The 22,264-nt window shown below is 40.0% G+C and carries 14 protein-coding genes and 1 pseudogene; 1 reads left to right on the top strand and 14 read right to left on the bottom strand.

From position 1 onward, the window contains the following. Positions 1-261: 261 nt before the first annotated feature. The 11 genes and pseudogenes from G3T18_RS01365 to G3T18_RS01315 form a co-directional block, all read right to left on the bottom strand. Entirely contained in the window at positions 262-948 is a 687-nt protein-coding gene (locus tag G3T18_RS01365; RefSeq protein ID WP_318013913.1) for a WD40 repeat domain-containing protein, read from the bottom strand. Further along, positions 945-3,170: an nSTAND1 domain-containing NTPase gene (locus G3T18_RS01360; protein WP_449867543.1), complete on the bottom strand. Its 2,226-nt coding sequence runs from the start codon at positions 3,168-3,170 to the stop codon at positions 945-947. The genes G3T18_RS01365 and G3T18_RS01360 overlap by 4 nt, the downstream gene beginning before the upstream one ends. Before the next feature lie 967 nt (positions 3,171-4,137). Further along, positions 4,138-5,478, bottom strand: a pseudogene (locus tag G3T18_RS01355) (P-loop NTPase fold protein). A gap of 650 nt (positions 5,479-6,128) precedes the next feature. Next, positions 6,129-7,247 (bottom strand): chemotaxis-specific protein-glutamate methyltransferase CheB, encoded by a 1,119-nt coding sequence (gene cheB / locus G3T18_RS01350; RefSeq protein WP_224408714.1) that lies wholly within the window; start codon positions 7,245-7,247, stop codon positions 6,129-6,131. A 116-nt stretch (positions 7,248-7,363) separates the two neighbouring features. Then, positions 7,364-9,664, bottom strand: coding sequence for a hybrid sensor histidine kinase/response regulator (locus G3T18_RS01345; protein ID WP_224408713.1), 2,301 nt, complete (start codon positions 9,662-9,664; stop codon positions 7,364-7,366). Between the two features lie 29 nt (positions 9,665-9,693). Next, a complete protein-coding gene (locus tag G3T18_RS01340; protein ID WP_318013912.1) occupies positions 9,694-11,139 on the bottom strand; it encodes a methyl-accepting chemotaxis protein in 1,446 nt (481 codons plus the stop codon). A gap of 27 nt (positions 11,140-11,166) precedes the next feature. After that, on the bottom strand, positions 11,167-12,528 hold the full coding sequence (locus tag G3T18_RS01335; RefSeq protein ID WP_224408711.1) for a methyl-accepting chemotaxis protein: 1,362 nt from the start codon (positions 12,526-12,528) through the stop codon (positions 11,167-11,169). 86 nt (positions 12,529-12,614) lie between these two features. Next, positions 12,615-14,069: a methyl-accepting chemotaxis protein gene (locus tag G3T18_RS01330; protein ID WP_224408710.1), complete on the bottom strand. Its 1,455-nt coding sequence runs from the start codon at positions 14,067-14,069 to the stop codon at positions 12,615-12,617. A 31-nt stretch (positions 14,070-14,100) separates the two neighbouring features. Further along, positions 14,101-15,210, bottom strand: coding sequence for a chemotaxis protein CheW (locus tag G3T18_RS01325; protein ID WP_224408709.1), 1,110 nt, complete (start codon positions 15,208-15,210; stop codon positions 14,101-14,103). A gap of 172 nt (positions 15,211-15,382) precedes the next feature. Then, a complete protein-coding gene (locus tag G3T18_RS01320) occupies positions 15,383-16,777 on the bottom strand; it encodes a CheR family methyltransferase (protein WP_224408708.1) in 1,395 nt (464 codons plus the stop codon). Between the two features lie 49 nt (positions 16,778-16,826). Next, positions 16,827-19,214, bottom strand: coding sequence for an ATP-binding protein (locus G3T18_RS01315; RefSeq protein WP_224408745.1), 2,388 nt, complete (start codon positions 19,212-19,214; stop codon positions 16,827-16,829). 399 nt (positions 19,215-19,613) lie between these two features. Between G3T18_RS01315 and G3T18_RS01310 the strand changes: the two genes are divergently transcribed. Further along, positions 19,614-20,009, top strand: a complete 396-nt coding sequence (locus G3T18_RS01310; RefSeq protein ID WP_224408744.1) for a response regulator — start codon at positions 19,614-19,616, stop codon at positions 20,007-20,009. 113 nt (positions 20,010-20,122) lie between these two features. Here the strand turns inward: G3T18_RS01310 and G3T18_RS01305 are convergent, their stop codons facing one another. From G3T18_RS01305 to G3T18_RS01295, 3 genes are all read right to left on the bottom strand, one after another. Further along, positions 20,123-21,025, bottom strand: coding sequence for an MBL fold metallo-hydrolase (locus G3T18_RS01305; protein WP_224408707.1), 903 nt, complete (start codon positions 21,023-21,025; stop codon positions 20,123-20,125). A gap of 193 nt (positions 21,026-21,218) precedes the next feature. Then, a complete protein-coding gene (locus G3T18_RS01300) occupies positions 21,219-21,731 on the bottom strand; it encodes an inorganic diphosphatase (protein ID WP_224408706.1) in 513 nt (170 codons plus the stop codon). A 274-nt stretch (positions 21,732-22,005) separates the two neighbouring features. Then, complete coding sequence (locus G3T18_RS01295) at positions 22,006-22,194, bottom strand: hypothetical protein (protein WP_224408705.1); 189 nt, start codon at positions 22,192-22,194, stop codon at positions 22,006-22,008. Positions 22,195-22,264: the final 70 nt, after the last annotated feature.

The raw sequence follows: 22,264 nt of genomic DNA, 5'->3' as shown, positions 1-22,264 counted from the left end.
TGTCATCCTGAGCCAAGCGTTCTCGAAGAGAATAGCAGTAAACAGTAAACAGTGAACAGTAAACAGTGATGAGAGCCTATGCTAGCAAGGTTTTCCGAAAATGAGGATGTCCTAACTAATTCGTTCTTTGCTATAGAATCCCATCCACTCAATGTCATTCTGAGCGAAGCGAAGAATCTCCCAGATCCTTCGCTTCGCTCAGGATGACATAATGGAGACAAGCAAAACTGATCAATGCGCCCCAGTCCCCAGTCCCCAATCTCACGGTAAAACATCATCGCACAGATGCTTGTCGCTCTCTGACACATTCGGGTTATGCTTCAGATGGTCGCTTATCAACGCGCAACCTTCCGCCATAAAATTTTCTAAACTAACATCCTCCCACTGCAAGACTTTCGCAGTTCCATCATTACCGGCAATGGTGAGTAGTTCTCCATCCGGTAAAATAATTATCACCTGATTAACTAATTTCTCGTGTCCCTTGAGAGTATGCAATTCTTGACTATCAAGACTCCAGATTTTGGCAGTGCCATCTTTACTAGCGGTAGCGATTAGTTTTCCATTTGGTGAAAAGCTCACCTGATTGACCAATTTCTCGTGTCCCTTGAAAGTATGCAATTCTTGACCATCAAGACTCCAGATTTTCGCAGTTTGATCGAAACTAGCGGTGGCGATTAGTTTTCCATTTGGTGAAAAGCTCACCTGATTGACCAATTTCTCGTGTCCCTTGAGAGTATGCAATTCTTGACCATCAAGACTCCAGATTTTGGCAGTGCCATCCCCACTGGCGGTGGCGATTAGTTTTCCCTCTGGGGAAAAGCTCACATCAGGAACTATTCCCTCGTGTCCCTTGAGAGTATGTAATTCTTGACCGTCAAGACTCCAGATTTTGGCAGTGCCATCCCCACTAGCAGTAGCGAGTAGTTTTCCATTTGGGGAAAAGCTCACATGATTGACCAGTTGCTCATGTCCTTTGAGAGTGGCAAANGTTCTTGACCATCAAGACTCCAAATTTTGGCAGTGCCATCCCCACTAGCAGTAGCGAGTAGTTTTCCGTCTGGGGAAAAGCTTACCTGATTGACCCAATCCTCGTGTCCTTTGAGAGTGGCAAGTTCTTGACCATCAAGACTCCAGATTTTAGCAGTTTTATCCCAACTAGCGGTGGCAATTAGTTTTCCATCTGGAGAAAAAATCGCGTCAGTCACCACTCTCTCATGTTTTTCTAAGCGATTTTTTACTTTAGATGTTAGTTTGTCATTTCTATAAAATGCTTTAGCCAGAACCAACTTAACATCTCTTTCTAGTTCATATTTACCTGTAAAAGCTAACTTTCCCAACCCCGACCGCAGTTTTTTAGCTGCACGTAAACCTCCCACCAAGCCATCAAATTCTGAGATTGATTCTAGACTTAATTCAGCAGAGCGAGTCAAAGCTTTAATTTCTTCTCGAGTAGCTTTGAGTGTCGAGACAAAAGTGGTAATTGATAAGATTGTCATCACTAATACAGCCGCGACTGTACCCACCAAAGCTTTTTTCAGAAAACGAGTGTATTTTTCTTCGCTCAAGCGTTTGGCTTCTTTAGCTTGTTCGAGTTCTTTAACTAATTCTGCACCGCGTTTCTGACGAATAAAGGGAACTAAATAATCGTGTACGAGTTGATACTGTGCTTCAGAATGTTCTGGCAACTCAAAAACTAAACCCGACTTCACTAAAATTTCTAAAACTAAAGTTAGTCGGGCGGCTTTATCAAACAAAGCAGAAATTAATTCAGCTTTTGTTTTAAGCGGACGGGTGTTATTTTCGTCAGTCAGCAAATACAAAATTAATTCGGCTGTTTCTTGATTTTCTTGACCGCAATCTTGAACGATATTCGCTAAATAATCATCAACGAGTTTGGCTTTGGGATTTGTCCCCAATTCATGATATTTTTCCAGCGTAGTAATACCTGCGGTTTGCATTTGTGCGCCGACGATTTGCATTTCAATTGGTAGCACTTCCCCAGAGTCGGCGGCTAAGTCGTTAACTATTTGTTGAATTAATGCTGGTTCGAGAGTAAATTGACTTTGTGCAGTTAAGTTATGGATAATTTCTCTTGCTTCTTCTGGTGCGAAGTTACCCAAGTAGAAACGATTGCTTTTGCGAAGAATATCATCGAGTAAATGACTGTCGGAATTGTCTTTACTCATCAAGCGTTCGCCTTCTAATAAATAAGCGATATAATCTTCTCGCAGCGAGAGAATCACTTTCACAAAAGGAAGGTTAAGACATTCACGTAAAAACTGAAAAAACTCCCGGCGCTGGGCTGGTTCAGGATAAACAAAGAAAAATTCTTCAAACTGGTCAAAAATGAGGACAACTAAGCAATTTGAGTCTGTAAGTTCGCGCAATTGATTGAGAATTGTCGTCGTATCTGCGGGATTTTTTGCTTCACAATTTAAGCTTTTTGTCAAGGGATTATTCAACAAACAGCGTTGCAATTCTTGACACCAATTACTGTACAACCGTTGCAAAGCGGGGATAACGCGGCGCGTCTCAATAATTTTGGTTTGTAAATTAGGTATCAAACCTTCTTGTAGCAAAGAACTTTTTCCTACTCCGGAACCACCATGAATAATGGTTAATTGATAATCGTCCCTTTCTACGCGACTAACTAAGCGCTCAATCGTTAAACTTCTCCCGGAAGCCGTAAGTTCTTGAGCTACCTTTTCCTGAGAATTACTCTCATCTCGACTGCGATTAATGACGCTTTTTTGCGATTGCAAACGTCCCGCACCAATAAAGGCACGAAAACGGTATTGTTGTTCAAGAGATTGTTGTTCCTGCTTGGTGACAAAGGCTTTGAGATAATCGCCTCGTTGAAAATAGCGATCGCGTAATTCTCCTAATATCTTAATATAAAGCGGCGGGTCGTATTCAGGTTTACCTTCCTCTTTCGCTTCTTCTAAGATTGAAATTGCTGTATTTAACTCACCCAAATGATGGTAAGCTTGGGCAAGAAACAAGCGATATAGTTCGTGACGTGGTGTGCGATCTATTCCTTCTCTTACTGCTGTTTGAGCAAATTGTTTTGCTGTTTGCCAATTTTGTCGTTTAAGGGCGACTTCGGCGAGAAAACCGTAATCTTTAGCTAATAAAAAAGCCAAGCAAAATAGTTCTTCGCTTGCGTGCATAACTAAAGATTTCTGAGCAAGTATTTCTAACTCGTCCCACAATTCTAAATAACGTAAAGTTTCGCCCAAAAAAGTAATAAATTTTGCAACTAAATCTTGCCTTTCTGCTTGTTCAAAGCTATGCAAACACTGGTCTAAATAATTCCTCGCTTGTTGCCAATTAGACTTACTTACCTGCCAATAAAGATGTGGGTCAGCATAACACAAAGCGAGGCGATAAGACAACAAACCTTGATAAACTAATTTACCTTGTTCTTGCCATAAATTTAAACTAGCTTGATAATTACTTAACGCTGCTTCTTGCTGACAGTGAAAATAAGCAATTCTCCCGGCAACGTAGGTTCGTTTTGCCTCATTTTCTGCATCTAAAACTTCTCCGCGCTTGTCTAATTCTTGGAGAATAAACTTTAGTTCGTCTGGCTGATAAAGATTAATTCCTAAATCATTTTCTGCACCATAATCGAGGTCATCTGTCAACATAGTTGTAGCTTTTGTTGACAATAAATTGACTAAATCTGGTGTACTCAGAGTAAATTCAACTGTAGTCGCCCAACTATGGAAATCGGGAATTAAACGAATTATTTTCGCTAATAAATCATCCGTTACCCACAAAATTAACGGAAAATGAAGCGAACGAAATTCCTCGCGAATTTGATTAGTTGCGGTCAAAACTGCATCTAAATTTGGCAATAATTCCAAGCCAAATACCATCACCGCTTCTTCATTTTCAGCGCCGAAAGTTTCGACAAGCGTACCATAAAGAGTTGCAATTGGTTCTTTGTTTAAATGTAATTCTTTAATTTTATAATCCGATTCTTGTCGCAACTGAGTAACAACTTTTTCTCGCAAAATCGGGCTATTACAACTCGCCAAAATTAAGACAAATTCACCTTGATAAAAAGAAATCATGCGCTTAATTTCTCGCAAGTAATCTTGATTGTGAATCTCAACTTCTTCTGGTTGATGATTAGCCATCGCTCAATTCCTCAGCACTTGCTAAAACCGGATTAATATCAAACCAACTGTCATTTTCATCGCGATATTCAAAGACAAACAAACTCTTTAACAGCGTTTGATATTCGTCTTCTCCTCTAACTGTTTTTTGTACTTTCACTTGACGCAATAATTCCCATTCGTCGGGTGTAATTGCTTTGCTGAGTTCGCCACAACGCTGACTAATAACTTGCTCAATTAACTTACTTTTAAAAGGCGGATCGTCTTTTTTTAAACAACTATGGAGCAAAACTAATAAATTTCTGACATGACCGCCACTCGCTTGACAAAGCCGATCTAAAGTGGCTTTTGAGTCAAAAATTTAGGTAAGAGAATTAAGCCTCTCTTCAGGTGATAAATCGGGAAATGCTCTCGCAAAAATCATCTGTCGTAGGGATTCCAACCCTTCTTCGCAAATACTTCCATCTCGGTTTTGTACTCTTACCATTGGTAACAATTGGGGGTAACTTCCAAAGCGATTGGTAAGCTGTTCTTTGTCATTAGAAAAAGCCAATACCAAAGGAATTGTATAAATCACGTGACATTGAAGTTCATTTAATTGTTCGCCGCGATCGACAAATAAGTATTCTGGTTGCATTCGTAAGGTAGTTTTTGGTTTATTATCGATGCGATCGAGGTTATCAATAATTACGACTAAACCCGCTTTTCCTTGTTGTTGAAGTTGCTGTTTGGCGGTAATAATTAATTCTTGGTTAATTGCTGCTAAAATGTTGTTGACACGCGGTTCTAAATGTTGACGTAATAAAGCGCGAATATCTTTGCTATCCTTAGCTTGGGCGGTAAGTTCGCCAATTCCAAAACCAAGAGAAACTTTGCCTTCTTCAGAAGTAACACCAACACCAGACATTTGGGGGATGTTTAACTTGAAACCTTTGATATCTGAGTTTAACAAATTCGCTGCGCCTTGAAGTAAGTTTTGTAAGCGAGTGGGTTGCAAGCGAATTTTGGCGGCTTCGAGACTTTGACTAATTTGACGCGCGATCGCCAGTAAAATATCACTAATATCGACATCTGCCATGTCTAAGTCTTGGGATGACTGAAAGTAAACCACGTGATAGTCTTGGTTTTCCAATTCTGCTTTCAACCTGGACAATTCTGTGGACTTGCCACAACCGATATGTCCGGTAAATAATTGACAAGTGGCTTCATCTCCAGAGAGCATAATCGTGCGTCTAATTTCTTTAATGTTATCGCTCCCTCGAACTTCACAAAAATCAATGTAGTATTGTCTGTCTTCAGGATTACCGTAATCTAAGATTTTCGCCGGATTACAGACTTGAAAGAAGCGTTTGATATCTAGTGACCAAGAATAATGGGTTTCAAGCCCCGTCCTTATAGGACGGCTTTGATGCTATTCTAAGAAAGTAGCCTGGTACAGACAGGATTCGTCGGTACTGTCTTAAGTTGACGACGTAAAGCGATACCAGTACATGAGGCGCGAACAACCTCTTAAAAAACGCACCGGACTCGACAGAGTACCGAAAACCAGTGGTTAAGAAATTTGCTTTTTCGAGTATCGTGGGGCGCACGAGAATTTACGCTTGGGGAGATATATCCCACTGGAACTAATTGCCGCTCTTGATAAAATTGCTTTTTTGTTAATTTGTCAAGGGAGGGGTCGAATCGGCGAGACTGATTCCTTTTAGTTGTAAGGAGTGTCGTTGAACCAAGAATCCCCGCGCCTTTAGGCAGGGGAGCGTCAAATAACAATTTTAGTTGGAGTGGCGATCGGACTACACTAACCTAGCTTGCATTTAAATTGTCTAAAACTAGCGAGCAAGATGCTCGCACTACTCTAACAGACCAAATCTGGCTACGTCAGTGAATTTCTCGATATTTTTCACCGCGAGATAAGTTCAGTGAGTGATTTGTATGTGATGCCCTGTCAATAGTGTTTCACTGCTGCGAAACTTGTGGGACAATGTTTGATTGACGAGATCGCATTCACCGCAGGATAACTTTTTGTAACAAGTGAGGCGCGATCGCGTCAATTGGTAAAATATACTGGGCTGCGTTCAGCGCGATCGCCGCTTTCGGCATTCCAAATACTACGCTACTCGCTTCATCTTGGGCAATAGTTAAACCGCCAACTTTCGCAATATCTTCCATTCCGGCTGCACCATCTTTACCCATACCTGTTAATAAAATTCCAATCGTTCTTTTGCCATACAATTTTGCTACCGATTTAAATGTTACTGTGACTGAGGGACGATGTCCGTCTACTCGCACCGTAGCAGCATAAATAAATCGCCCAATATTATCTAATTCTAAGTGTAATTGTTCGGGAGCAAAATAAACTGTTCCTGGTTGTGGTAACTCGCCGGGACGAGCAATTTGTACTGGTAAATGACAGCTACTTCCTAACCAATCCACTAAACTTTGTAAAAATCCTTCACTTATATGTTGAACACAAATTACTGGTAAATTTAAGTGATTTTGTAAGCCAGTCAATAAGGTTTTTAGTGCCTGGGGTCCTCCTGTCGATGCACCCACTACAATCATTTTAAATTGTGTATTTGCTGGCAGCCGCAGACTGCGATTTCGGATAATTTTTCGAGGTGGAGATTCAATAATCTTTTGACAAGTAGAAGTTGATTTTTCTTTTGGTTTTTGCTCTTGCTTAGTCTCCTGATTGCGACGCGAGTGCCGTGTAAATACTTTCACTCCCGATAAAATTTTAATCTTACTAATTAAGGCGCGTTTAATTGCTTCGTAATCGCCTGCGGAACCGCCTGGAGGCTTAGGAAAAACGTCTACCGCACCCGCTTCTAAAAGCTGAAAGACATTACTCGAATCTTCTTGTTGTTGCACGGAAGCGCTAATAACTAAAATTGGTCGCGGATAGCGAATCATTACTTCTTTTGTAAACTCTAAACCATCCATCTGCGGCATATGTAAATCCGTGCAAATTACATCTGGTTTAACTTCAGAAATTAACTCTAGTGCTTCTTTACCAGTTCGAGCAGTTCCCGCTACTTCAATTTCTGGTGATGAAGCGAGAATTCTAGTTAAAATTGTCATCGCAATCAACGAATCTTCTACGATTAAAACTCGAATTGGCATTGTTTTTAAGTCAGACTCCTCCACTGTTAAGCTCTAGTTTACATTGAGCAAAGATCTACTTTTTTTAGTAGCCGTTTCGATAAGAATTAAACGGCATTTTTCTCTCCTCAGCTTAGTTAAATTAATCTTTTTAAAGTTTCTAGCAAAAACAGTTGATTAAAATCTCCTTTTGTGATATAAGCATTAGCGCCAGCTTCAGCGCCTCTTCTTTTATCTTCGTCCGTAGCTAAAGAAGTGACCAAAATAATTGGCAATTCGTTATATTCTTGATGTTGGCGAATGCGAGCGGTTAAGGATAAACCATCAAGATTGGGCATTTGGACGTCAGAGACGACGGCATCAAAGTCACTAAGGCGAAGTTTATTATAGCCATCTAAACCGTCTACAGCCGTAACTACTTGGTAGCCAGCACCTTCAAGAATGCGTTTTTCTTGGGTACGAGTGGCAATGGAATCTTCAACTAATAGAATTACTGGTTTGTTGGAGTGAGTGGGAGTAGATTTTTCTTTAACGGTTGAGAGAGATAAAGTTTGTTTTTGGACTGATTTAAGCAAGTCAATCGGGTTAAGAATCGTGCAAACTTCTCCAGTTCCGAGAATAGTTGCCCCAGCGACATTCCGCACTCGTTTCAAAAATTTACTTTGGGGTTTGAGGACAACATCTTGAGTATCTAACAATCGGTCAACAAATAGCCCAAATTTTTCTTGTCCAACTTGCAAAAGAATACAAATTAGTTGCTTTTTAGGGAGATTGTTTTTGTCAGTTAAGTTAGGAGAAATTTCTAATAAATCTGCTAACCAAGCTACCGAGATTGCTTGTCTGTCGATCGCGATCGCGTCTTTTCCGCCAATCGTAAAAATTTCTTCTGGGAAGACAAGTAAGTTTCTTTGGACGAACTCTAAAGGTATACCGTAAGCGATTCCGTCAACTTCTACCAACAAAACTGGTGCAGTAGCGAGAGTTTTACCGAGTAGCATACGGAACGTGGTTCCCTTTTTGGGCGTAGATTCGACTTCGATAGTACCTTTCAATTGTTCTACATGATACCGTACCACATCCAAACCTACACCTCTTCCAGATACCTCAGTAATAAAGGTGCGAGTCGAAAATCCCGGAGCAAAAATCAAACTATAAATTTGATTTGGTGTCATGGCTGCGAGTTCTTCGGGATGGTATAAACCTCGGCTAATCGCAGTTTGCTTAATTTTTTCTGTATCTAAACCTTGCCCATCATCACAGACTTCGATCGCTATATTATTAGCAGTTTGGTAGCCTCGCAAGCGCAACTGAGCAACTTTAGGCTTTCCTAATTCTCGGCGATCGCTCTTGGTTTCAATTCCATGATCGATCGCATTGCGAATTAAATGCAGCAAAGGATCTTTCATTTGTTCGAGAATACGTTTGTCGGCGGTGGTTTCTCCTCCTTCTATAATTAGTTCTACTTCTTTGCCAAATTCTTTAGCTAAATCCCTAACTGTACGCGGATACAAGTTAAAAATGTTTGCTAAAGGTAAAAGTCGCAGCGTACGAATTTTTTCTTCTAAATCGTTGGAGATAATGTCGAGTCGGGCGACGTTTTCTTGGGCGAAAGTTAATAACTGTTTAAGACTAGCTTCGATGCGCTGTTCGATTTCTGGAGAAGCCACCTTTTTTTGCTTGTTAGCCTGCATTTCTGACCACAAAGCGGCAATTTCTTCAATTTGGTTTAATTGGTGAGCAATGCGTATTTGCGTGACTGTTAACTCACCAGTTTCAGTCATTAACGCATCCAAATGGCGAGTTTGGACGCGAATTGTTTCAATGCGATAAGGTTGAGATTGGGGATTGGGAATTGGGTACTGGGGACTGGGGACTGGGGATTTTCCGTTAGGAATTGCCGTGAGATTGTCGCGGATTTCTCCTAAATCTTGATTCACAAGCTCAGTTTTTGGCTCAATTTCTTCCGTGAAACTCTCACTATCTGACTCAGTTATACTATCATTTGCTGACTCAATTTCTTCTTCGGTTTTACTAACATTTTCACCCTCATTACTCGAAGTTGATGCACCCATTAATTGAGCCAGAGCTTGGAAAATATTAACTCCACTGAGTTCGCCAGTAACAGCTTCGCGAACCAGTTTAGTCACATTATCTAAACCCGCATACAAAATCTCGCTTACTTCGGGAGTTAATTCGGTTTCTCCGCGATAAATTGTTCCTAAAATATGTTCGATTTGATGAATTAAAGTTTCTACATCGTTGACACCCAGCATTCGCGAATCTCCTTTGAGACTGTGCGCTTCTCGGAGTAATTCTTCAAAGGGAGTTTTGTCTTCTGGATGCGCTTCTAAATACAATAAACCGTTGTTTAGTTTTTGTAAGTGTTCTTCACTAGAAGTTTGATAAAGATTGCGTAATTCTTCGTCTTCGATCGTCATTTTATCCCCATTTTAAAATATAAAATTGACTAAACCATTTCTTTAAGTTCTAAAGCAGTTTCGTTAAGTTTGTGAGTGCCGATTTTGGTTTGGCTAATACCTTCGGCGCTTTCTTTAGCTGCTTGGTTAAGGGCATTCATTGCTTGGACAACTTGGGCGATCGCGATCGCTTGTTGTTGGGCTGTTAAAGAAATTTGTTCCGAACTAAGAACGATTTCGTCGATCGCTTCAGCGACTTCTTGGAAAACTGTAGCAGTTTTTTCGGTGTTACTTAGTCCCTGTTTAACTTTGTTTGTCCCCACTTCGGTAGCGGTGACAGTTTTACCAATTACTGTTTGAATATCGGCAACTAAAACATTAATCTTGTCAGCAGATTGTTTGCTTTGGTCTGCTAGTTTGCGAATTTCGCTAGCAACCACAGCAAAACCTTTTCCTTGTTCTCCAGCGCGAATCGCTTCTACGGCGGCGTTGAGGGCTAACATATTAGTTTGATTTGCTAACTCGAAGACCAATTGAGAGACGATCCCAATTCGATCGGCTTGTTCATTTAAACGATAAGTCAATTCCGCGATCGCGCCTACTTTTTCGTTTAATTCCCACATTCCCGACTGGGTACTATTCACCGCTTCCATTCCTTCTTGTGCCAAAGAGAGCACCCGTTGAGCATTTGCTACTGCGGTTTCTGATTGTGTAGCTGTGGTTTGCGCTGCTTCTTCGAGTCGATCCATTGTCGTGCTAGTTTCATTTACTGAGGCGGCTTGCTGTGAGGCGATGCGTTCTTGTTGTTCGGTAGCGGCGGCAATCTGGCTTGAAGCTGAAACTAAGGAGTTAATTACTTCTTGGATACTCGCAGTAATTGAACGGCTGAGGATCGAGCCAATTGGCGATGCTAAGACAATGGCTAAAATTAACAAGATTGAAAAAAAAATCCGAATATTATTGTATAGCTGGGCTGCTTTTTCTCGTTCGTTTTGGGCAACTTCTAATTGTAAGCTAATTAATTGTTGAATTTTCGCTGTTAAAGGATCGATTACGGCATAGAGTTCGCCATCAAAATTCTCTATTTGCTCGGGATCGCCTGATTCTAGGGCTGTTACGAGCTGGTTTATTTCTGCATCGGCTGTGACAAACAATTTTTCGACTTCGGCAACAATTGCTACTTCTTGCTCTGTCAAGTTTGTGTTTTTATACTCTTGCCAGTGTTCTTCAATCCTAGTCATCGCTTGATTGACCGAGTTTAACGCTTGTGCGCTTGTGAATATACCAGAATTTGCTTTATTTACTGCATCGATAATATACACGGCGTAGTCGTCAGAAATCAGTTTAAGCTGTTGTAAAGGAATTACGCGATCGTCATAAATTGTTCCTACTTGCCGATCGATCAACGTGAAAGCTTTGAGAGAATATACGCCAATGCCTAGTATGCAAATGACTGGTATTGCTAAACCCACATATAATTTTTTGCTTAGTTTCATTTTCAATCTTAGATAATTTGCTATTTTCTAGATCATTTCCTTGAGAGCTAAAGCTATTTGATTTAATCTTTCTGTCCCAAATTTAGTTTGACTAATCCCAGTAGCTGTTTCTTTAGCACCTTGATTAATATCATTCGTAGTTTGCCAAACTTGCTCGATAGCACCAGCTTGTTGCCTAATATTAAGTAAAATTTGTTGATTGCTCAAAACCATATTATTAACTGCATCGGCAACCCCAGCAAAAGCATCAGCAGTTTGGCGAGCAATTTCTACACCAGTTTCGACAGTTTTGGTTCCTTCATCTGTCACCATCACTGTTGAATTAATTGCATTTTGAATATCGGCAACCAGAGTGTTAATTTTGTTCGCAGATTGTTTACTTTGGTCAGCCAATTTGCGAATTTCACTTGCCACGACGCCGAAACCTTTACCTTGTTCGCCCGCACGCACTGCCTCTACCGCAGCATTCAGAGCTAACATATTAGTCTGATTGGCAAGATCGGACACCAGCAAAGAGATATTACCAATTTGATTTGTTTGTTCGCTGAGGTGCAAAATTTGTTCGGCGATCGCGCCTACTTTTTCTTTCAACTCTGACATTCTCTCCAAGCTACGATCTACCGCTTTACTACCTAGATCTGAAAGTTCTAGCGCCGCTTGAGCTGCACTAGCGGCTGCCTGAGCTTGTTGGGTACAATTGCCAGAAGACTCGCCTAAATTTTCCATTGTAATTGCTAGTTCGTTACAAGCAGTAGCTTGCTGGGTAGCTACTCGCTCTTGTTCGGTTACTGTGGAAGCAATTTCTGTTGAAGTAGAGGCAATAGTAGAAGTAGTTCTTTGCAGTCTTGAAGCAATTTTACGCAGAATTAGCCAAATAATTGTTAAAATAAATAAGTGAAAAATAAACATTAAAATTGCTAAATTTTCCGTTTTAATAACATTGGCTTTAGCAAAAGCTTCGGCAGCAGCTACTGCTTCGTTGGTTAATTCCCAAAAAACTTCGCTTGCTTGCCAAAGCTTGTTGGAATTTTCAGGAGTTATATTTACTGCTTGAAGAATTGCTTCGAGTTCTAACCACTGTTGTTTAACTTCGCGCATTTTAGTCAAAAAATCTTCATTGCTAGTTTTGACTAAATCAATGTCGGGAACGCCAACCAGCAAACCTTCAATAATTTCCTCGATTGCTAAAATTTGCTCCGTTGAATCTTGCCTCAGTAATTCTAATTTAACTACTCTTTGGCTATTACCTCGAACTACACCAGCTAAATTAATAATCCTACTATCATTTGTCATTGTCTTAATTTGAGTGTAGATAGTAACTAAGTTGAATAAGGCAAAAATAAAGAGAACTATTACAATTAAACGTAACCGAGCAATAACTTGAGTCATGTCTTTACCTGGCGTTCAACAAACTGAATTAAAAAGAAACTTGAAATCAATAAACTCATAAACGATCAACAATTAAAATAGTTAATTTAGACAATGGCTTTTAGCTCGATAGCAGCATCATTTAATTTTTCAGTGCCAATTTTCGTTTGACTAATGCCGCTAGCAGTTTCTTGAGCACCTTGGTTGATGCTGTTCATAGCTTGGACGATTTGTTCAATAGCACTAGCTTGCTGCTTGATATTAAGTAAAATTTGTTGATTGCTCAAAACCATATTATTAACTGCATCGGCAACCCCAGCAAAAGCATCAGCAGTTTGGCGAGCAATTTCTACACCAGTTTCGACAGTTTTGGTTCCTTCATCTGTCACCATCACTGTTGAATTAATTGCATTTTGAATATCGCCAACCAAAGTGTTAATTTTGTCCGCAGATTGCTTACTTTGGTCAGCCAATTTGCGAATTTCACTTGCCACGACGCCGAAACCTTTACCTTGTTCGCCCGCACGCACTGCCTCCACCGCAGCATTCAGAGCTAACATATTAGTCTGATTGGCAAGATCGGACACCAGCAGAGAGATATTACCAATTTGATTTGTTTGTTCGCTGAGGCACAAAATTTGTTCGGCGATCGCGCCTACTTTTTCTTTCAACTCTGACATTCTCTCCAAGCTACGATCTACCGCTTGGCTTCCGCCTTCAGTGAGATGAAGTGCTTGCATTGCTGCATTTGCAGCAGCTTCAGCTTGTTCGGCTGACTGACGCGAAGAAGCTCCCAACTCATCCACCGTAGTTGTCGTTTCGCTAACTGATGCCGCTTGTTGGTTAGAAGTACGCTCTTGTTGTTCGATGGTACTAGCAATTTCGCTTGAAGAGGTGGCGATCGCATTTGTCGCGCGATCGATAGCTCTCGTTACTCCCGAAGAAATCCAAAAAGCTAAACCTACTCCTAAACCAGCCAGTAACAACGAACCGAGAATCAGTATTGTCAGCAGAAATTCTAAAGCCTTTTCTGCTCGTCGCGTTTCTGTTTCCAGTAAATTGCTTTCTGCTTGCAGAAATTCTTCATTCACGCGATCGAATTCTTCGACAAAAGAGTTACCTAATCCCTGCTGAAACAAAGTTACTGCCTGCTCTTCTTGACCATTATCTAATAATTCTAACATTCGTTCGGAAAGTTTTTGATATTCTGAATTCAGGTAAATCATCCTATTCAAACGTCTTTTTTGAGTTTCGTTAATTATCAGTCGATCTAAAACATTTGCTGCTTGGGTAAATGATTCTCTCGACTGTTGATACTCTGCTAAAAACTGGGGATTTGGATCGACAAAATAACCACGTACGCTCCGAATAGTATCCTGAGTTTCCAGCCCCATTTCATTTGCTTGAATAATCACCGACTGTACTCTTTTGACATCTTTTAAGGTTTTAAATACTTGATGAGTTGTCGAGTAAATAAATCCGGCTGCTCCGATAGACAAAACGACTACAGGCACTCCATATCCTAATAAAATTAGATCGCGCAGTTTTAATTTAGCTAACATAGCTATTTCACCTCTTTTTTTCGAGCTAACTTTAAACTTCTTCGTCTACTATTAAGCCACCTTCTTGGAAAATTTTGGGCAAGTTGAGAATCGTCACGATCTGCTCGCAATATTTTGCTGTTCCTTGAAAATATTCATCGTTAGTAGAATGGAGAGCAGCAGGTACAGCAGTCACTTTTTCTGGAGAAATAAAGGTTACATCACGAACGTTTTCGATAGTTATTCCTGCCACTAAATCTTCTACCTCAACAATCATTGCTTTTGAGTAAGATCGAGCATTACTTAAAGACAAGTTTAACGCACTGCGTAGGTCAATTAAGGTGACGATTTCGCCTCGGAGATTCATATTTCCGACAATCCGCTCTGGCGTGCAGGGAATAGGAGTTACTCTTTCTATCTCGGTGAATTCCCGGATTAAATGCAAGTTAATTCCTAACAATTCCCCGTTTAAATTAATCACTGCTAAAGGAAGCGCACCAGTAAGGTTTTCACTTTCGCTAACTTGCCTTAAATGATTAGCTCGTTGCCGAAAAATTGCTTTTTCTTCTGGAGTAGCATGAGGAGCAAATAATCGTTCTGCTAATAACTCTTTTTCTGCTAAAGTTTGGGAATCTAGTTCGGAAACCAAATTTGACTGGATTGGTTCTAAATGCAGTAAATTTTCTAAATTTAATAACAGAACTATCTCCGTTTCAAGTCGAGCTATACCAGATAAGAAACTGCTGGAAGAATCAGTATTTACCTCAGCTAGAGAAGAAGAAGAAAGACGATTTTCTTCTTCTTCTAAATTTGTTGGAGACGCTAAGCGAACAGAAAACTCTTGGCGTCGGCTAATTTCTTCCTCGGCAATATTTTGTACTTCACGAACTTGATGAGCAACGATCCCAAAACGTTGATTTTGCCAATTTAATACCACCACGCTATCAGTTAGTTGGTAGTTTCGAGTGCGATAGCCTAAGCGAAGAAGCAGATCGATTACTGGAATAATTTTTCCTCGAAGATTAACTACACCAACTAGGTAGCGATCGGCATCCAAGACTGGTGTCAATTCAGGTAGAAAAAAAACTTCTTCAACTGAGAGTGCTTCTACACCATACAAGGAATTATTCAAGCTAAAGATCAGATAGGGGTTTTCTTTCATATATTTGCTTAACTCGGCGTTCGGTGCCTAATTTCCCACCCTCATTTTCTATTATTTATCCTGCCTTGACAGTAGTTAAGTTCTAGTCACAAAAAGTTAATTTTGGCAATCTTTGTGTTTTTTTTGCTCTCCAGCGATTAAAAATGGTAATTTTTAGGGAGTTTAATTTCATTTAACCGGGTTCTGCGAAAGAAGAATCATTGGTTAATTCTCTGAGAAGTTCTTTCCCAGCTACTTCCATTTTTTCGGCACGTTTGCTGTCTCCTTCTCTGGCGTATAAGTGACTAAGTTCTAAATAAGCTGAGATACAACGATAGTCGAGATAAATAATTTTTTTTAACAAATTTTTGGCTGTTTGAATATCTCCTTGTTCTTCAGCAATTTTAGCTAGCAATTGGTAAGTTTCGATAGCAAATGAATCGATGGATATTGCTTGGTGACAATAGTGGATTGCTTGCTCATACTTGCCCAGATTAGCATAAATTTGAGCGAGGAGAAAGTAAGCTCGAAAGTTACGAGGTTCTAACTGAAGCACTTGTTTGGCTTTGGCGATCGCGCTGGTGTATGCTTTCTGCTGAAACCTGGTTTGGGCTTCGCTGTAAAGATTTTTGGCTGTAGTCGGTGCTGGAGTAATTGACTGACGAATGGGGGGTTTTTCGATTATTTTCGCCCGCTCTCTCACCGGACGATCGCTGGGACTTTTCAATAGCGATCGCTGTTTGCTACGCTGGTAAACAATTGATTCTGGATAGATTTTTGTCTGGAAGTTTTGGAGATTTTGACCGTATAATTCTGCGTGTCCCGTGAGGAGATATCCGCCAGGTTTTATGGTTTGATGAAATTTTGCCAATACCGTCGCGATCGCTTCTTTATCAAAATAAATAAAAACGTTACGACAAAGAACCAAATCTAGATCGTAAATGTTATAATTAGGACTATCGAAGCGAGCGGTAACTAAATTTAAATTCTCAAATTTAACTAGTTCGCGTATTTCATCCTTAAGTTGAAAACCTTGAGAAATTGGGTGAAAGTAATTCTGGAGAATTTTACGCTCGACTAAACGAAATGACCAGGAAGTATAAACGCCCTTCTCAGCTTTAGCAAGCGCTTCTCGATTAATATCAGTTCCCCAAATTGAAATTTGCCAATCTGCCAGATCGGGGAGAATTTCTTGGAGAATAATAGCGAGGGAAAACGGCTCTTCTCCAGTAGAACAACCGGCACTCCAAATTTTCAGCGTCTTAGTTGCTTTTTGCCTTTGGATTAGTTCGGGTAAAATTATCTTCTGTAAGAGATTAAGCTGTCCGCGATCGCGAAAAAAATAACTTTCTGTCGTCGTTAGCAGAACAATTAATTCTTGCCATTCTTGTCTGCTTTGATTACTTTCAGATGCTAGGAGTTGGTAATAACTTTCTGGTGAAAATAATTTCAGTGACTTGATCCGAAACAAAATTTTGCGAGCCAAACCATTTCTGTCTTGTTCGCGAACAGATAAACCAGTATTAGCTGCAATTAAGTGGATGAATTTTTCCAGCAAAGCCTTCTCTAAATGTCTTAGCAAGGACACCTTATTCTCCTTCTTTGATTGGAATTGAGTTTAGTTACCAATTATCAGTTTATCCCTCTTCTGATTCGGAGAATTCTCCCAAAGCTCCCTCAAACGATCGTCCCCTCATTTTCTCAGGTAGCGGTGTAAGAGGAATTTGGATAATAAACTCACTTCCTTCTCCGGGTGCAGAAATACACTCGAAACTACCACCGTGTTTTTCGACAATAATTTGATAACTGATTGATAGTCCCAAACCCGTACCTTTACCTACAGGTTTTGTAGTAAAGAAAGGATCGAAAATGCGATCGCGGATTTTCTCACTCATACCCGGACCGTTATCCGCAATCGAAATTCTCACCCAATCCTCAACTAATTGAGTGCGGAGGCGAATCATCGGTATTAATCTCGAATCGCTCAATATCTCTAAATTACTTTCTTGCTTATCTGAGGTCATTTCCAAAGCATCAATAGCATTACTGAGAATATTCATTAATACTTGATTGAGTTGTCCCGCATAACACTCTACCTTCGGCAAATCGCCAAACTCTTTAATCACTTGAATTTCGCGCTGATGTGCTTTTTCTTTGAGGCGATTGTGTAAAATCAACAAGGTACTTTCAATTCCTTCGTGGATATCCACAGGCTTCATTTCTGCTCGATCTAAACGCGAGAAATTACGCAACGAAAGTACAATCTCCCGGATGCGATTTGCACCAACGTGCATCGAAGCAATAGTTTTCGGCAAATCTTCAGCCAAAAACTCCAAATCAATATCTTCTACATACTGCTGAATTTCTGGGTCAGGAAAAGGATAATGTTTTTGATAAAGTTTCAATAGGGCGATCGCGTTTTCTGCATACTCGCTCGTACAGCTTAAGTTACCGCTAATAAAGTTAACCGGATTATTGATTTCGTGAGCGATCCCTGCTATCATTTGCCCCAAACTCGACATTTTTTCATTTTGGATCAGTTGCCCTTGAGTTTGTTTCAGTTGTTGTAAAGTTAATTGTAGTTGTTGAGCTTGAGTTTGAGCAGCAAGAGCAGTAGCGCGAGCTTGAGCGAACAATTCTGCTTGGTCGATCGCGATCGCTAATTGATCCACTACTGCTTGCAAAATATCTATTTCTTCATTTTTCCACACTCTTTTACCCTCAGAGTTACTACAGGCGATCGCTCCTAAATGTCCAGCGCGAGTTTTTAAAGGTAACAAGAGTATCGAACTAATACCCAACTCAGTTAGCAATTCGATTGTTTCTTCATCTTTCTTAGCTGAATAATTACTAATCTCGTCTATACATAAAATTGTATTACTAGTAACTGTCTTGGCTAAAAGCCCTAACTTTTGCGGCGGACAGTCTCCAATTGTACTTAACTTACTTTCAGGGTCACAAGCTTCGTGAGATATTGTCAAGCTAGGGTGATTCGGCTTCGACCAACACCACAAATAAAAACAACGATTTACTTGTAACAAACTGCGGATTTCACTGACAGCAGTTTGCAAGATTGTATCAAGGTCTAAAGAATTGCGTATTTGATTAGCTAGACAAAAAATTAAGCCTTCTCGATGAGAAGCTTTTGCTTGTTTTGCCCAACAACGCTCTATCCCTATAGCGATTAGCTTTAACAAACTAGACCAAGTTTCCTCCATTTGTGAATTTCCTGGCTTATCGCACCAAAAAGCGATCGCACCAACTAATTTTTCTTCGAGTAACAATGGGTAGCCAATAAAATAGCTTTTTTCTTCACTTACATCGAATGATAAACTTCCCTTTTTTCTTTCTTGACTTTGCTGAGGAATACCATAATATGCTTCCCTAGTCCTAGCAATTATCTCAATTAAATTTTCGTCAACGCACCTATTATTTGAGCTTGATAACTTCCGATCGCCATTAAGATTTTGACGATTATTGTAGTCTTCTTGATTCTCCCGAGCAGATACTTTCTCGGAAAAAACTGTTAGTTGTAGCTGTTTTTCTTTCAAGTTATAAGTCCAGATTTCTGCTCGACTAATATCTGGCTGGTTTACTATTATCTCCGTACATTTTTGCAGGGTAGCAGTTAAACTTTCTCCGGCGGCAATAATTTCGGTTAGTTTTGCTTGTAACCTAGCTAAATGAGATTTTTGCGTGCATTCACTGAGATCTCGCCAACTGACGACAAAATTTTCTTGGTAGGGAAATATACTGGCTTCAAACCAAATGCCTAAAGGTTCATAAAATTCCTCAAATTTAACACTCACTTGACTTGATTTTACTAAGCTATACTGTTGCTCCAAGTTGGTTTTTGCTAATGTGGGAAACTTATCCCAAATACACTTACCAATTAATTCTGCTCTGCTGCACAAAAAAAATTGTTCTGCTCGTATATTTAGGTATGTGAATCTTCCCCTACTGTCCAAAACGAAAAACACATCCGTAAAATTGTCTAAAATACTGTTATTTTCCAGATGAATCATCATCCCACTGTCCTACAGAAAAGACTTTATCTCTACCAACGATTTTAATCTTGTTGCTGCTTACTACTCCCTATTCTACTGGATTTTTTTATTTAAGTTTTTGCTCTCTTCTCCTAGTTTCTTTTTTTTTGAGTTAATTCTTTAAATAACTTGACAATTGTTTATCTTTCTTAAATCAAAGACTTGAGAGCAATTTATTACTAAGGTGAAGAATCTCGCCGAGTGATTTTTTTGGCGAAAATTTGTTAAAAAAGTTATTATATGTTTGTGATTAGCGATCGCTGCTTTACCCATTATGTAACTAGGAATTCCAGAAACAACCAATAGTTTTATTCATTTGTAACTTATCTAGAGAAAAAAATAATGAAAAATGCTACACCACGAAATGCGATGAATAATATGTCTTCAACCTTAAACAAGCAACCAACTATATTAGCAGTGGACGACAGCACCGTCATGCAAGGACTGATTAAACGAATTTTGGGAAACGACTACGAAGTGTTAGTTGCAGATAACGCTGTTGATGCCTTATCAATGATTTACCATCAACAAATTGCCGTTTTGTTATTAGACGTATCAATGCCTGGAGTTGATGGCTTAGAACTTTGTCGGACAGTGCGTAGTTTACCTCAATTTCAAGAGTTACCAATTGTGATGTTAACAGCAAGAGATGGAACTTTTGATAAAGTTCAAGGTCGTTTGGCTGGAGCAACAGAATATCTGACCAAGCCTTTTGATGCTAATACTTTACGTTCAATTGTTAGTAACTACGTGAAACCGAGTAAATCTTGTTAAAAATGAGATAATCAGCAAAACCAAATCAAAAAAACCAAGTATGGGAAATAATCGCGATCGCCGACGGCAAAAATCATCAGTAGCTCGTCTTTGAGGATTTCTCAATTGTAAATTTAATTAACACTCACAAGCATTCCCTCACGAGCAAGACAGGCATTGCCAAAAACCGACTTGATCTTTTGTTCCATTTGGTCGAGGCGATCGTCATTATAATCTGGAGAATGAGAAGACAAAACTACTTGCTTAACCCGAGCAGCTTTTGCTGTTTCCACACTCCACAACCACACCTTCTCTTGCAATTCTGGCGAAGCCGAATTATGTAAATTCGAGTTCGCCACTTCCGGAACATCCAAAATCAGTAAATTTGCATTTTGAGCCAAATTAAGTAATTTTTGAGGAAAACTTTCACAAGAGTATTCGAGATCGGTAGCGTAAACCACAGAATGTTTTTGCCAACTCACTCGATAAGCAACAGAGCGATGAGTATTATTGAGCAAAATTGTCTCAACCTCAACATTATCTAAATTTTCCTTTTGTCCCGGAGTAAGGCAGTGAAACTTGAGTTCCGACTGCATCACCTGAATAGGAACCGGAAAATTAGGATGAGTCATTTGCTTGGCAAGTCGTTCTTGGAAAGAAGAACCATTCGAGGCATCTGCACCGTAAATGTGAAAGCAATTTCCAGGAATAAAGGCAGGAACAAAAAAAGGAAACCCTTGGATGCGATCCCAGTGACAGTGGGTAAAAAAGATATGAGCTTCCACAGGCATCTGCGAGAGCAAACTATTTCCTAGCTTGCGTATTCCCGTACCGCCATCAAAAATTAAACGTTTGTCGGCGACGCGCATTTCCACGCAGGAAGTATTACCCCCATAGCGCAGGTTATCCTTTCCAGGAGTAGCAATTTGATTTTTAACTCCCCAGAACTTGACGAGAAAACAGGCAGCAGGGTTAGTTTCCTTGCTGTCTGAAATCAACTTTTCTAACTTTGGTGCTGCTGGCTCGAGATCTGCCATTTTTTACTTCTTTGAACGCCCAACTACAGAGCGGACTTCCCAGCTTAAATTACTAGCAGTAAGAAAATTATCTAGATGAGTGGGTAAGATTGTGGGAAGTTTCAACCAGGTTTATTAATCTTAGCGCTCTTATCATCATTAACTTGTGAGATACGTCACATCCAACAGTTTTACCCACTCACGAGGTAATTGTCTACTTGCTTCCGGCAGCAATGCACTTTTCGATTAAGGGCATTACTTTGTCAATGTTTTGCCAGCCGAGAATTTCCGTCTTCTTGTTTTCTAAATTTTTGTAGGTACGAAAAAACTCAGCAATTTCATCCAAGCGATGAGAAGCTACATTTTCCAGAGACTTAACCTGAGTGTAACGAGGATCTTTATCGGGGACGCAGATAATTTTTTCATCGCGATCGCCTGAGTCGATCATTTCTAGCATACCAATCGGTCTAGCAGCGATCGTGCATCCGGGAAAAGTTGGCTGGTCTATCAATACCATCCCATCAAGGGGATCGCCGTCATCAGCTAAAGTATTGGGGATAAAACCATAATCATAAGGGTAGTGTACTGAAGAGTAAAGCACTCGATCCAGGGCAAAAGCATTCAAATCTTTATCAAATTCGTACTTATTCTTACTTCCTGCCGGAATTTCGATCAAAACATTCACTATACCGGGCTTTGGTTGAGCCGGAATGCGCGATAAATCCACAAATGAACTCCCAAAAATAAGACACTACAAGGTATACAGAGTAACTGACGTCAATCTACACATCCTGAATCAGATTTTACGACCGACATCTTTAACCCTCGTGAAGCATTCTACACAGAATTGGCACATTACGGACTACTGGTGTCATCACCAATACTAATTTTCGACTTGTTATCAGAGAAAGATTGAATTTCGTAGTGTTAGCTTTGGCTTTCTCCGAGCTTTTTTGGTGATTTACTTCATGATTGGTTGATTTAGCTCAAATTCTGATAAGTTAATTCTGATTGCCCGGTAGCACATAAGTGGTTCGCGGTAACATTTCGATGTTTCTGTTGGAAGAATAGTAAGCAATTACTAACATCGGGATAGTCAAAGTCAAGATTGCGATCGCTGTTCCGACAATTCCTGCTAATCTACTTTGCGGTTGTTCAGAAGCGTTGCCTGACGGGCCACTCGATTCCATAAAATGATTTGGGAAAATAACTCGATCGATTACTAAAAAAGCTAGGGGTTAACAATTATAACCCCCTAAT

It is taken from the genome of Oscillatoria salina IIICB1, assembly GCF_020144665.1.
Classification (GTDB): domain Bacteria; phylum Cyanobacteriota; class Cyanobacteriia; order Cyanobacteriales; family SIO1D9; genus IIICB1.
This window is presented reverse-complemented; position numbering and strand designations above follow the sequence as displayed.